At 64.5% G+C, this 13,145-nt stretch carries 8 protein-coding genes and 1 pseudogene; 2 read left to right on the top strand and 7 right to left on the bottom strand.

Annotated features, from left to right (window positions below; translation table 11 throughout):
• Nucleotides 1-17: 17 nt before the first annotated feature.
• Nucleotides 18-1,802, top strand: coding sequence for a DUF2334 domain-containing protein (locus AC5RW2_RS31560; RefSeq protein ID WP_493963445.1), 1,785 nt, complete (start codon nucleotides 18-20; stop codon nucleotides 1,800-1,802).
• 360 nt (nucleotides 1,803-2,162) lie between these two features.
• On the opposite strand, the gene AC5RW2_RS31555 is transcribed toward AC5RW2_RS31560, so the two are convergent.
• Entirely contained in the window at nucleotides 2,163-2,384 is a 222-nt protein-coding gene (locus tag AC5RW2_RS31555; protein ID WP_493957228.1) for an SCO4848 family membrane protein, read from the bottom strand.
• Between the two features lie 16 nt (nucleotides 2,385-2,400).
• Nucleotides 2,401-2,901 (bottom strand): DUF2505 domain-containing protein, encoded by a 501-nt coding sequence (locus tag AC5RW2_RS31550; protein WP_493963446.1) that lies wholly within the window; start codon nucleotides 2,899-2,901, stop codon nucleotides 2,401-2,403.
• A 413-nt stretch (nucleotides 2,902-3,314) separates the two neighbouring features.
• Here AC5RW2_RS31550 and mfd point away from each other — a divergent pair, with 413 nt between their 5' ends.
• Nucleotides 3,315-6,932, top strand: a complete 3,618-nt coding sequence (gene mfd, locus AC5RW2_RS31545) for a transcription-repair coupling factor (protein ID WP_493963447.1) — start codon at nucleotides 3,315-3,317, stop codon at nucleotides 6,930-6,932.
• Nucleotides 6,933-7,149: 217 nt separating this feature from the next.
• Here the strand turns inward: mfd and AC5RW2_RS31540 are convergent, their stop codons facing one another.
• From AC5RW2_RS31540 to manB, 5 genes and pseudogenes are all read right to left on the bottom strand, one after another.
• On the bottom strand, nucleotides 7,150-8,715 hold the full coding sequence (locus AC5RW2_RS31540; protein ID WP_493963448.1) for a tyrosine-protein kinase domain-containing protein: 1,566 nt from the start codon (nucleotides 8,713-8,715) through the stop codon (nucleotides 7,150-7,152).
• A 185-nt stretch (nucleotides 8,716-8,900) separates the two neighbouring features.
• Nucleotides 8,901-9,578 (bottom strand): LPXTG cell wall anchor domain-containing protein, encoded by a 678-nt coding sequence (locus AC5RW2_RS31535; protein ID WP_493963449.1) that lies wholly within the window; start codon nucleotides 9,576-9,578, stop codon nucleotides 8,901-8,903.
• Between the two features lie 131 nt (nucleotides 9,579-9,709).
• Nucleotides 9,710-11,476: a DUF4012 domain-containing protein gene (locus tag AC5RW2_RS31530; RefSeq protein ID WP_493963450.1), complete on the bottom strand. Its 1,767-nt coding sequence runs from the start codon at nucleotides 11,474-11,476 to the stop codon at nucleotides 9,710-9,712.
• Between the two features lie 177 nt (nucleotides 11,477-11,653).
• Nucleotides 11,654-12,784: a mannose-1-phosphate guanylyltransferase gene (locus tag AC5RW2_RS31525; RefSeq protein ID WP_493963451.1), complete on the bottom strand. Its 1,131-nt coding sequence runs from the start codon at nucleotides 12,782-12,784 to the stop codon at nucleotides 11,654-11,656.
• A pseudogene (gene manB / locus AC5RW2_RS31520) lies at nucleotides 12,781-13,145 on the bottom strand (phosphomannomutase/phosphoglucomutase); the annotation flags it as partial. The gene AC5RW2_RS31525 and the pseudogene manB, both read right to left, overlap by 4 nt.

Here is a 13,145-nt window from a genome sequence, read left to right as displayed (position 1 = left end):
ACACGCGAGGAAGAGCCATGGAGAAGCAGCACCAGTTGTCGAGGAGAGGACGCCTGGGCTGGGTGACCACCCTGGTGTCCCTGCCCCTGGTCGCCGCCGGCGCCGTCTTCGGCCTCACCGACGACAGCCTCGTCGACGGGGAGAACTCACCGCTGGCTCAGCGCTACACCACGGTGACGAACTCCGGGGCCGACGCGTCGGCGGGGAAGACCGCCGAGTTCTCACCGCGCTTCGGCCAACCGGGCGGGGCGCGCACGCTCGTGCTCTACGACGGCACCGGTACCGCTCCGGAGAACGCGGAACTCTATGGCATGGCCGCCGGGAACCTGGCCACGCACTTCGGCGAGGCCGAGGTCGCGGTCGTGGGCGACTACACCGCGGACACGATGGAAGACTTCGACGCCGTCGTCTACCTCGGGACGGACTACGCGGCCGCACCGCCGGAGGCCTTCCTCACCGACATCCGGGAGGGCACCGTGCCCGTGCTCTGGGTGGCGCAGAACATCGACGACCTCGTCGGCTACGAGCCGGGCTCCACCGAGGATTTCGTGTCCCGGTACGGCTGGGACCCCACTGCTCCTCTGGAGGTGAGCACCGAGCAGGTGGAAGCCGTCTCGTACGAGGACCGCTCCGTGCGCCGCAACACCCTGAACTCCGACACCGTTTACAGTCCGCGCGTCGTGGACCCCGGCAAGGCCCAGGTCCTCGCGACCATCGTGTGCGGTGACCCGCAGCGCCCCGTTCCGTGTGACGTCGCCGACGGGTCCCCGACGACCGGACTGGCTTGGGCCGTAAGATCAGGCCACCTCACCTACTTGACCGAGGTGCCCCTCAACTACATCGACCAGAACGACCTCTATCTGATCTTCACGGACCTGTACTACGACCTGCTCGCGCCCGGGACGGAACCGGTGCGGCAAGCAGCTCTGCGCCTGGAGGAGGTGGGCCCCGAAGCAGATCCCGACGACCTGCGGAAGGTCGCCGACTACCTGCACGAGGCAGGGGTGCCCTTCCAGGTGGCAGTCACGCCCGTTCACGTGGCCCGCACCCCGGACAAGGACGGCTGGTACGGGCTCAGCCTGCTCGACACCCCGCAGGTGGTCGAGGCGCTGAAGTACATGCAGGCCCGCGGCGGAACCCTCATCCAGCACGGCACCAGCCACCAGTACGGCACCCTCGACAACCCGTACAGCGGCCGGACGGGCGAGGACTACGAGTTCTACCAGTACGGCTGCACGGACACCGCCCGGCCGCCCCACGAGTTCGGGGAGTGCGAGGTCGCGTCCTACATCACCAAGATCGGCCCGGTCCCGGAGGACAGTGTCGAGCAGCACGTCGCCCGGATCGAGCACGGCCGGCAGGTGATGATCGACGCCGGTCTGGGCGCACCGACGGTCTTCGAGACCCCCCACTACGCGGCGTCCGTCAACGCCTATGCCGCCATCGCCGAGGTGTACGACGCACGGTACGAACAGTCGGACTACTACGCCGGCATGATCTCGGGCGAGCGGATCACCCCGACGTCCTACTACAGCCAGCACTTCCCGTACACCGTCCACGACATCTACGGCACCACGGTGTACCCCGAGAACCTCGGCTACATCACCGAGAAGGAGCAGAACAACAACGCCATCCGGGATCCAGAGTTCATCATCCGACGGGCGGAAGCGCAACTGGTCGTTAGGGAGTCCACGGCCAGCTTCTTCTTCCATCCCTACCTGAGCCTCGACTCGCTCGAGCAGACGGTCACCGGCATCAAGGATCTCGGCTACACGTTCGTCCCGGTCCGCAATCTGAGGTGAGGATCGGGCCGCCGGGTGACTCGCTGAGCCGTCCCTGACGGGGACCCCCAGCACGCCCGGTGCGAGCACGCCGGCCGTCGCGCTGCTCCGGATCTCCCTCGACCGGACCCCAGCGGCACTGTCCCCCTTGCGGGGAAGGGCGCAAGGAAGACCCTCGGATCGGAAAGTGACACGCATCACGCCGGATCACCTAATGCCGAGCATCGGACGTCAGCGTGACTCGTAACTGCAGCGGACTTAGCGTAGCTTTCGCCAGTACCATCTGGGTAGCCTGCACGGGAATCGACGACTGTCAGCGGTCGGGCCTTCACCCTACAAAATCTGAGTGAGGAGAGGTACACGCGCGCGGTTTGCGCATATTTAGCCGGCCAGCCCGCGGACGCCGATCACCAAGGTGGCAACACCAAGGATCATGGAGGTGGACGCCTTCATGAACTGCATGGTGAAGTAGCGGGTCATTGCCCCCTTCTCGTCCTTGGAGCGGGGATCCTTCCACACCCGGACAAGATGCGGCGCCCAGACAAGCAGGGCCCACACTCCGGCGAGGATCAGTACCCAGGCCAGGGCTGCTGGAATGTTCACTTCTGCGGCTTCCGGGTTAGGAGCGGCCGGACAGCCAGGCCTCGGCCTGCTGCGCCTGGATGTTCAGTGCCTTGCCCAGCATGGGTTCAGCGGCCGCGGCGATCTTCCCGCCCAGGAACGGAACGGAGGATTTCACGTCGCCGGTCAGGTCCACGCGGGTGGAGCCGCCGTCGGCAACCAGATGCTGGACGGCGTTGACGTCCACCGGCGCGCCGGCCACCTTCATGGTGACGTCGGCTGTCCGCGAGCCGTCTGCTGCGGGCGCCTGCCAACGTTCCGTCTGGGTAACGGTGAGCGAGTCGCCCAGCATCTTCTTGGCGATTTCCGGCAGCCGCGCGCTGGGAACCTTGCGGACCACGGTCAGGGTGAAGGCGCCGGACACGTCGCCGTCGCGCTGCACGGACTCCAGGGAGCCACCGACCAACTCGCTGATGTGGCGCAGGAACGCCTCGTCGGTAAAGGTTTCGGTGACCTTGGCTGCGGGGTAGGGCAGGGTGGTGGAAGCGCTGAGCGCCATGAAGACTCCCGTGTGGTTGAGAACAATCGTCCGGCACTCATCATACTGGTGTGCCTGCAGCAGATTACAGCCGGGTAACGTTCGGCGGCGTCTGTTCCGGCAGTCCCCATCGGCTAGTACGTTGGCTGCAGGGGAAGCGGCGTCATAGGGGGCCCGCAGCGCCGACACCACGATCAGTCTGGGGGACTGCCTATGTTTCGGAATCTTCGCCGCAAGTGGAACCGTCTCACGTCCGCCCGGCAGCGAGGTATCGCGAACACCGTTGTAGCGGTACTGGCGGTCTGCGTGCTAGCTGTATTGGTCTACGTCGCACTGCGCTGAGTCCAGCATCGCGGTAAAGTTGAACGGTCACCCCGGGGTTCTGCCGAACTTCGGGTATTCGTGTTGCACGCTGACCGGGAGAATTAACCACCATGAGCTTGAACGGACTGCTGGCCGCCCTTGCCGAGGACTCGTCGTTCGCCAAGGTGCGGCTGCAGTCGGCCCGGCCGGTGGACGAGCGCAGCGAGGACCTGCAGATCGGTGCACCGCCTGGGTTGCGGGCAGCGTTGCTGGCAGAGATGGTGCAGGGGCTGGAGGATGGAGGGTCTCCACGCGGAGCCGTCGAACCTTCGTCGACCACCGGTGGCGTTGTGCTGGCGGTGACGGCGACCGGCCGGGAGACCGAGGACCTGGCCGCGGCGCTGCGGAGCTACCTGCCGGACGAATCCATCGAGGAGTTCCCCAGCTGGGAAACGTTGCCGCACGAGCGGCTCTCGCCGCGATCGGACACGGTGGGGCGCAGGCTCTCGGTGCTGCGCCGCCTCAAGCACGACGACGGTGCGGCGCCGCTGCGCGTGGTGGTCGCGCCGGTGCGTGCGGTACTTCAGCCGCTGGTCCAGGGGTTGGGCGAGCTGCAGCCGGTTTCGCTGGCGGTCGGCGACGAAATCGCTTTCACCGATGTGGTCCGCCGGTTGTCCGAAGCGGCCTACGCCCGGGTCGACATGGTCAGCCGGCGCGGCGAGTTTGCCGTGCGCGGCGGGATTCTGGATGTCTTTTCGCCCACCGATGACCACCCGGTGCGGATCGAATTCTTCGGCGACGAAGTCGAATCAATGCGCTGGTTCGCCGTGGCAGACCAGCGGTCCTTGGCCGGCGAACATGTCAAACATCCCACCCGGCTGTACGCCCCGCCATGCCGTGAGCTGCTGATCACCCCGTCGGTGATGAGCCGTGCGGCAAAACTTAAGGACCAGATGCCGGCCGCGGCGGACATGCTGGAAAAGATCGCAGGCGGCGTCGCGGTCGAAGGCATGGAATCGTTGTCGCCGGTGCTGGTGGATGCCATGGTGCCCTTCGTCGGCGAGCTGCCGCCCGGGTCCATCGCCGTCGTCATTGAACCGGAAAAGGTGCGGAGCCGGGCACACGATCTGGAGACCACGAACGACGAGTTCCTGGCCGCTGCCTGGGCCACGGCGTCCGACGGCGGGGACGCGCCGCTGGATTTGGCGCTGCAGGGGGATTTGGAGCAGGCCGGCTTCCGCTCCCTGGCGGACACGCGTGCGGCGGCCGGAGAGCATCAGGTGTCCTGGTGGTCCATCACCTCGTTCAATCCGGACGACGAAACCGTGCTGGACATCGACACGTTGACCATTGCGGCCCGGGAACCCCGGGGCTACCAAGGCGATGTGGCCGAGATGATGGAGTTCATTGGTTCCCGCGTGCGCGACCAATGGCGCGTGGTGGTGGCCACCGAAGGTCCCGGCCCCGCCTCGCGGATGGCCGAACTCTTCCATGACGCGCAGATCCCGGCCGCGCGGGTGGAATCGCTGGAGAACGAGCCGCAGCCCGGGATGATCGAAATCACCACGGCCAGCACGGGCAAGGGATTCGTCTTCGACGGACTGAAGCTCGGCCTGCTGACCGAAGCCGACCTGCTGGGCCGGGCCTCCGCGCGCTCCACCAAGGACATGCGGAAGATGCCGTCGCGGCGGCGCAACGCCGTGGATCCGCTGCAGCTGACCGAAGGCGACTACGTGGTGCACGAGCAGCACGGCGTGGGCAAGTTCATCGAACTGGTGCAGCGCTCAACCGGCGCCGGACCCACCAAGGCCATGCGCGAATACCTGGTGCTGGAATACGCCTCGTCCAAGCGCGGCGCCCCCGGGGACCGGCTGTTCGTGCCGACGGACCAGTTGGACCAAGTCACCCGGTACGTGGGCGGCGAGACCCCCGTCCTGTCCAAGATGGGCGGCTCCGATTGGGCTAAGACCAAGAGTCAGGCCCGCAAGGCGGTCAAGGAGATCGCCGGCGAACTGATCCGCCTGTATTCGGCGCGGATGGCTTCCCGCGGGCATGCTTTCGGCCCGGACACGCCGTGGCAGCGGGAGCTGGAAGAAGCGTTCCCGTACATCGAGACCCCCGACCAGTTGACCACCATCAACGAGGTCAAGGCGGATATGGAGCGCGAAGTTCCGATGGACCGCCTGGTCTCCGGCGACGTGGGTTACGGCAAGACCGAGATTGCGGTGCGCGCTGCCTTCAAGGCGGTGCAGGACGGCAAACAGGCGGCGGTCCTGGTGCCCACCACGCTGCTGTCCCAGCAGCACTTCGAAACCTTCAGCGAACGCTTCTCCGGGTTCCCGGTCAGGGTCAAGGCGTTGTCCCGCTTCCAAACGTCCAAGGAAGCCAAGGACACCATGGAAGGCATCAAGAACGGCAGCATCGACGTGGTCATCGGGACGCATCGGCTGCTCTCCAAGGAGGTCCAGTTCAAGGACCTGGGCCTGGTCATCGTGGACGAGGAGCAGCGATTCGGCGTCGAACACAAAGAAGCGCTGAAGAAGATGCGCACCAACGTGGACGTGCTGGCCATGTCTGCGACGCCGATCCCGCGGACCTTGGAGATGTCGCTGACCGGTATCCGCGAGACGTCCACGCTGGCGACGCCGCCGGAGGAGCGCCACCCGGTGCTGACCTTCGTTGGCCCGTACACGGATAAGCAGACGACGGCAGCGATCCGGCGTGAGCTGATGCGCGAGGGACAGGTCTTCTTCGTGCACAACCGGGTCTCGTCCATCGAGCGGCAGGCGGCGCGGATACGCGAACTGGTCCCCGAGGCGCGGGTGGAAGTGGCGCACGGGCAGATGAGCGAGTCGCGCCTGGAACAGATCATCGTCGACTTCTGGGAAAAGCGGTTCGACGTGCTTGTCTGCACCACCATCATCGAAACCGGGCTGGACATTTCCAACGCCAACACGCTGATTGTCGACCGTGCGGACCGGTACGGCCTATCCCAGCTGCACCAGCTGCGCGGCCGGGTGGGCCGCGGACGGGAGCGCGCGTATGCGTACTTCCTGTTCGACGCCGAGAAACCGCTCGGCGAGGTGGCGCTGGAGCGGCTCAAGGCGGTGGCGGCGCACAACGAACTGGGCGCTGGCATGCAGCTGGCGCTGAAGGACTTGGAAATCCGTGGTGCAGGCAATCTGCTCGGCGGGGAACAGTCGGGGCATATTGCCGGCGTCGGCTTTGACCTGTACATCCGGCTGGTCGGCGAGGCCGTGGCCGACTTCCGCGGCGAGACCGAGCAGAAGGTTGCCGACATGAAGATCGAGCTGCCGGTGAACGCCCACCTGCCGCACGACTACGTGCCGGGGGAGCGGCTGCGGCTGGAGGCCTACCGGAAGCTGGCGCAGGCGGCAACCGATGAAGCCATCGATGAAGTGGTGGCCGAGCTCACCGACCGTTACGGTGAGCTGCCGGAACCGGTGGAAAATCTCGTTGCCGTGGCGCGTTTCCGGGTCCGGGCCCGGGCCGCCGGGCTGACGGATGTGGCGGTGCAGGGCAACTTCATCAAGTTCGCACCGGCGGCACTGCCGGAGTCCAAGGTGATGCGGCTGACCCGGATGTACCCGGGTTCGCAGGTGAAACCCGCACTTGACTTTATCCTGATCCCCAAGCCCAAGACCGCGAGGATTGGCGGCAGGGACTTGGCCGACCGGCAGATTCTGGAGTGGGCTCAGGGCGTGATCGACGCGGTGTTCACCGAGTAAAGAGGCGTCCTTCGCACAGTCTTTGAGGCGACGGATGTAACAGGCGTCGAAATCCCGTATGCTGCGCGAATTTCCGTGGGGAAAGAACCTTTGGTGCTGGACAGCGATGACAACGCCTTGAAGAAGGGCGCGAAGAGGAAACCGTCCAACCGAAATGCGAAACGCCGGAACCCCGCAGCCAGCGCGGGAATTCCGGCGTCTTGCAGTGCATCTTCGGCTAGCCGCGGTGTCGCATCGGCGCGCTCTCACCAGTGAGAACTGCTTCAAAGTCGTCCTCTGGGATTGATGTTCGGACTCGGCGGGCCGGAGCCGCCTGCGACTTCATCCGCGCCCTACGCTTCTTCGGTGCAAATTCCTGGACGGCTTGCTCGTCCTGGTAGTACTGGCCGTAGTATCCGTACTGAGCTGCGTCTGCCCCTTCCGTGGGCACCCGGTTGAGGATAACGCCCAGTATGTGGGCGTCCACACGGCGGAGATTTCCCAGTGCCTTCCCCAGCTCGTCGTCCGTGGTTCTACCGGCACGGACAACTACGAGAGTTCCATCGGCGATCTTCGACAGAACGGCGGCGTCAGTCACCGGCAAAAGCGGAGGAGCATCGATGAGAACTACGGCGTGGTCGGCGAGCTGCTGAAGCATGTCGATCATTGCCTGCGAGCCTAGTAGCTCGGTCGGGTTGGGCGGCACTCGGCCAGATCCCAGGACGGCAAGATTCGGTGCCGGACCCCACAGTTGCAGGACGTCTTCCAGCGTGGCGCTGCCGCTGAGGACATCGGTGACGCCGGCACCCGGGACCAGACCGTACATGTTCGTCACCACAGGTCGGCGTAAATCTCCGTCCACCACCACGACTCGTTGGCCATTGGCGGCAATGGTCACAGCCAAATTCGCTGTCACGCTGGACTTGCCCTCTGCCGGCACTGAGCTGGTGACCACCATAATCCGAGGAGGGTTGTCAACGTCCACAAAGGTCAGGTTGGTCCTCAGCTCACGGAGAGCCTCGGAGAGTCCGTGGGCTCCGCGGTCGGCGGCAACGGAGCCGGTTTCTACCACGGTCCTGGCACTGGCAAGCCGCTTGTCCTCCGGGAGCGTTCCGATCACGGCAACACCGAACTCGCGTTCCAGCCGCTCCGCCGAGCGGATGCGGCGGTCAAGATGGTTTCGAATTAGCGCATAGGCCACACCCGCCATAAGCCCGAGAACCACCCCGATCGCTAGCGTTAGCCTCAAGTTGGGGGATGCTGGGGAGTCGGGAAGGCCAGCCTCAGCCAGCGGCACGATCCTTACGCCCGTACCAGTTTCCCTGCCCTCAGCGCCGGCTTCAAGCGCTTCAACCTGTTGGGTCAGGGCTGTGACCCAGGCGTCGGCAAGGGCACGTGCTTCCAGGGCGTTCCCCGCCGACGCGGTGACACGCAGTTCAGCAGTATCTAAGGGGGTTTCGACCTCGATACTGTTCATCAACGTCTCTGGGCTCGGGGTCAAGTTGAGTTGTTCGATGACGTCTTCGGCCACAGGCCGTGACTTGGCCACACTGGCGTAACTCGTTGCCTTGGACTTGGCAAGGTTGTCGGCGCTGAGGGCGTTGATGTTTTCGTTGGCGGGTACCACCACCATTCCGGTGGATTGGGCCTCGTAAACCGGATCCTGCACCATCGCCCAGGCAAAGGAAAGCAGTGTGATCGTCAGGGTGATGGCCGTAATACCACGCCAGTAAGTCCTGAGGACACGCAGGTAATCACGGAGTTCCAGCCCCTGCGGTTGTTCTTCAATGTGATTGCTGTCCACGCGACTGGTGCAGCCCTTCCCCTAGCGGTACGTGCCTCAAACCATACAAGTCTAGCTGAGAGCCGGACAGGAATGCTCCGGCGTAGAATCGGATAAGAGCAAAAATATAAACGCTTGACCTATTAAGTGTGTAGGGCCGGAAACCAAGAGGTTCCGGCCCTACACCTTGAAGTAATCGAGCGAGGTTACGCGCTTCGCTTGCGGCGCGATACCACCACTGCGGTTACACCGGCACCCAATGCCAAAACTCCCGCTCCGCTCACAAGCAGCAGGCCGTTGTTGTCAAGGCCAGTCTTAGCCAAGCCGTCTTCGGATGCCCCGGCGCCGGTGCCGTCTGAGTCATCTCCGGCGTCGCCGCCAGCAGTACCGTCGGCGTCGTCTCCGGCGTCGCCGCCGGCAGCTCCGTCTGAATCATCGCCGCCACCGGCTGTGCCGTCCGGATCACCGACGGTCACCTGCGTTTGCTGGCTGTATCCGGATTCCACACCGGTGGCCGTGATGGTGTAGACACCCTCCTCGGTAAGGGTCACCTCGTAAGAGAACTCTCCGGCGTCGTTGGCCGTGACGGTGTCGGCGATGGTTGCAGCCGGAATCATGACAATGCCTGCCGAAACACCACCGAATCCGCCGCCTCCGCCCAACAGCGCCTGCGGCTGGTCGTTAGTAATGTGGATTCGGATTTGCTCATTCGGGAAGAAGCCCGAGCCGGTGATGGTTACCGATTCGCCAGGCTGGATCGATCCATCGCTGACGCCGAATGTGACCTCATCAGCCGGGTACTTAAGGTTGCTCGCCTGCGCAGCGCCGGCGCCACAGAGGGCGAGGGCGCCGGCCAGAGTAATGGTGGCGATCGTTTTCTTCACGTAATGTCTCCCTGATCAATGATGCGAGTTCTTCCCCGCGGCCCGCACGGGTGATCTAACGTTTTATCTTGTTTGAAGATAGCAGCAGCTTTATCAATCGCACAATCTGCTTAGCATGCTCAGGCATGAAATTAACCAGATGTTGTACAGCTGTTATCAACTTGACGGGCTCCCAAGACCTGAGCAAGAGGCTGCACACTTGGTGTGACCTGCAAGTCAAGACGGCTTCGCGGGCTGACGTTCCAGAATTCGATGAAAACCGTGGTCGATGTACCTGGAGCAAGGTTGACTGTTACTGCGCCGACCGGCCGCTTGGCATGGACGTAGGAGCCGACGGGGCTAGGCTTTCCGTCCACTTCCGCGCCTCTCAGCACTGCACCTGCTGGTCCGTAGGCAAGCACATTGGTCTGGACGTTTCCGGGTGTCACGCCGAAAGCGCCCGCGCCGGTGACGTATTCAGGCAGCGCGTCGGCGGCGTTTTTCGGAGCTGAATTGGTGAGGGTCACTTCCACTGCATATCGGTTGCCCCCACCCGCATCACAGCGTTGCACCAAGTGGGCCTTCCGTTGAACGTGGTAGTCCATCTTCGCGCCGGTTCCGTCATTGAAGTACAATCCAAAACCGTTCGCAGCTCCGGATGGCCCGTCTATCGTTCCCGATAAGGTCGTCCGCTCGAGGGTGGCTTGTTCCTCGTCATGGCCGGACCAAATAAACAGCCGGTTCTCAGCAGTGCTGTCTTGCAACGCTCTGATCAACTGCTGCGGGTCCGCATTGCCTTCGGTCAGGGCTGTGAAAACCTGGCCCGCAACTGCCGCGAAGTACTGATCTTGAAGTGCCGGTTCTTCGATGGCCGCATAGACATCCGAAAGCAGCGTCTTCACCACGTTGTCGCTGGTCAAGGTTGCAGGTAACGGGAGGTCCTCGGTAGCAGCTGCAGTCGCACCGGGCAGATCCACGGGGCCCGTCGCCTTCAAGAGGTTTGAAAGGACCACTGGGTCCAACGCTATGACCCCGTCGACGCTGGCTTTGCTGTGCCGCTTTTCCCACATAGATTTCGCAGTCACCGCGGCTGTGGGGAAATCGGGGGTCAGATTGACGCTCTGCATAAAGCTGCCCAGGCGTGGCGTGTAGATTCGTTCCTGCTCCGAGTCCACTTCAATAGCAGGTCTGAATTGGCCGAGGTCAGATGCGCTGCCCTGTTCGCTCATCTCAAGCTGACCATCAGTTGCCCTAATGACCGCCAACGCGCCCGGAATTCCCCCTGTGGCGCGGATTTCTGCGTTATTTTGGACCAGCAGCAGATAGTTGCGTTCACCGTCCGAACCCAACATCGGCGGCAGAAGCCTTGCAGCCGTAGCTGACGCGTCCAGTGCGTCCTGCAACTGTGCGAACTGGTCGGTGGCCTGGACCACCGGACCCGCTAGCTGCGGCAAAAGTTCAGTCTGGTCGATCTGTGCCAGTTGCTCGTAGGAAAGGCGGGCAACGGTGGCGGCCCGCTCCAGGCTAGGTGCGAGGCTCTGGAGGGCCTCAACGTCAACCCGGCCGTCGTGCGGGGCTAGTAACGCAGGGTCGAACGACCCCAGCAGCGGCGCAGCGCTCTGGACAACACTATCCACAGCCACGCTCACGTCGGCAACCGCCGCAAAGTTGTTGCCGGCCCAAGGGATAATCTCCCCTGCGCGCCACAGTGGGGTGGAGCTTTTCGCACGGGCTTCGCTGGTATGCAGCTGAAGCTGTGCCACCGTTCTCTTCGCTGCTTCAGTGTCACCGCTTGCCAGCTGGCTTTTGAGCTGAGGAACCAGCTGCATGCTGGACTCCAGGTGGTCTTTGACCTGCAGAGCAGAGAACGCGATCCAGCCGGCGCCGGCTGCGAGTAGGCCCAATACCCCTACGGTCACGCCAGTCCAAGCCAAAATACGGCGTCGCTTGCGTCGTGAGCCGCGCCTACGCCGCTTCTTCGGCGTTCCGTCTTGTGATAAATGCCTGATGGGCAACAGAATGTCCTCCGGGTTGGGTGATGAAGCGTGCAGCCTTGCTTATGCTAACCAAGTTCGGGCGTATGCCTCGCTGAGGCACTAGAGGACGTCGGTGTCGCCGCTGGCTTTGAGGTGTTCCACGGCTGACTTCACCTTCTGCGCGTGTTCCTTGGTGGTGACCAGCAGTGCGTCCGGGGTATCGACCACGACGACGTCCTCGATGCCGATCAGCGCAATGACCCGCTTGGTATCGGAAACCACGACGCCGGTGGCGGACTCCGCGAAGACCCTCGCCCCGTCGCCGAGCACCGTCAGCCCGGATGTTTCGCTGGCGGTGTTCAGCCGGCCGATGGCGGCGAAGTCGCCCACGTCGTCCCAGGAGAAGGACCCCGGGATCATCGCCACGTCGCCGGCGGCCGCCGCGGGTTCGGCCACCGCGTAGTCGATGGCTGTCTTGGGCAGGCCGGGCCAGACCCGGCGCATCACCGCGCCGCGCTGCGGTGTGTCCCAGGCCTCGGCGATCTCGCTCAGCCCAGCAAAGAGTTCAGGTTCGTTGGTCTCCAGGTGCTTGAGCAGCACGTCGACGGGGGCCACGAACATGCCCGCGTTCCACGAATACTCGCCGGTCGCCAGGTATCCGCGCGCCACCTGCTCGTCGGGCTTCTCCACGAACTCGGCCACCGCATGCGCGTTCGGAGCCCCGGGCACCTGCAGTGCCCCGGCGGAGCGGATGTAGCCGAAGCCGGTGGCCGGGTGGGTCGGGGTGATCCCGATCGTGACGATGTAGCCTTCGGCCGCGGTATGCACCGCCTCGCGCACCGCCTGCTGGAATTCTTCCACCGGGGCGATCACTTGGTCGGCGGCGAAGGAACCCATGATGATCCCCGGGTCGCGGCGGTGCAGGATCGCCGCGGCCAGGCCGATCGCGGCTGCCGAGTCCTTCGGTTCCGGCTCCAGCACCAGGTTGGCGTCCTCCAGTTCCGGCAACTGGTCGCAGACCGCCTGGCGGTGCACCTTGCCGGTGACCACCAGCGTCCGCCCGTGGCACAACGGCTCCAAGCGCGCGTAGGTCGCGCGGATCAGTGTGGACCCGGAACCGGTCAGGTCATGCAGGAATTTCGGCGCAGCTGCCCGCGACAGCGGCCACAACCGCGTCCCGGTACCGCCGGCCGGGATCACCGCATAAAAACGATCCAGCACGGCGTCCTGATCAATGCCGGTCGCCGTCACGTGCCGCTCCGGACCCGGGCCAAGACATGTTCGCGGAGGGTGCTGAGCAGCGCCGGGTTGGTGGCTTCGGCGTTCAGGCGCAGGAACGGTTCGGTGTTGGAGGGGCGCAGGTTGAACCACCAGGAGCCGTCGTCGGCGATGACGGTGGTGCCGTCGAGGCGGTCCACGCTCACGCCGGCTCCGGCGTAGGCGGCGGGGCAGGTGGCGGCGGTGGCGGCGGTCCCGCCGGCGGCCGGGGCGGCGGCCAGTGTGGGGGCGAAGTCAGCCAGCACGCGGGCGACGGCGGCGGCCTTGTCCTCCACCTGCGAGTTCAGTTCCCCGGTGGCGTGGTAGGGGTCGTACTCGTCGGCCAGTTCCGAGA

This window comes from Arthrobacter sp. B0316-1-20 (genome assembly GCF_059091865.1).
This window is presented reverse-complemented; position numbering and strand designations above follow the sequence as displayed.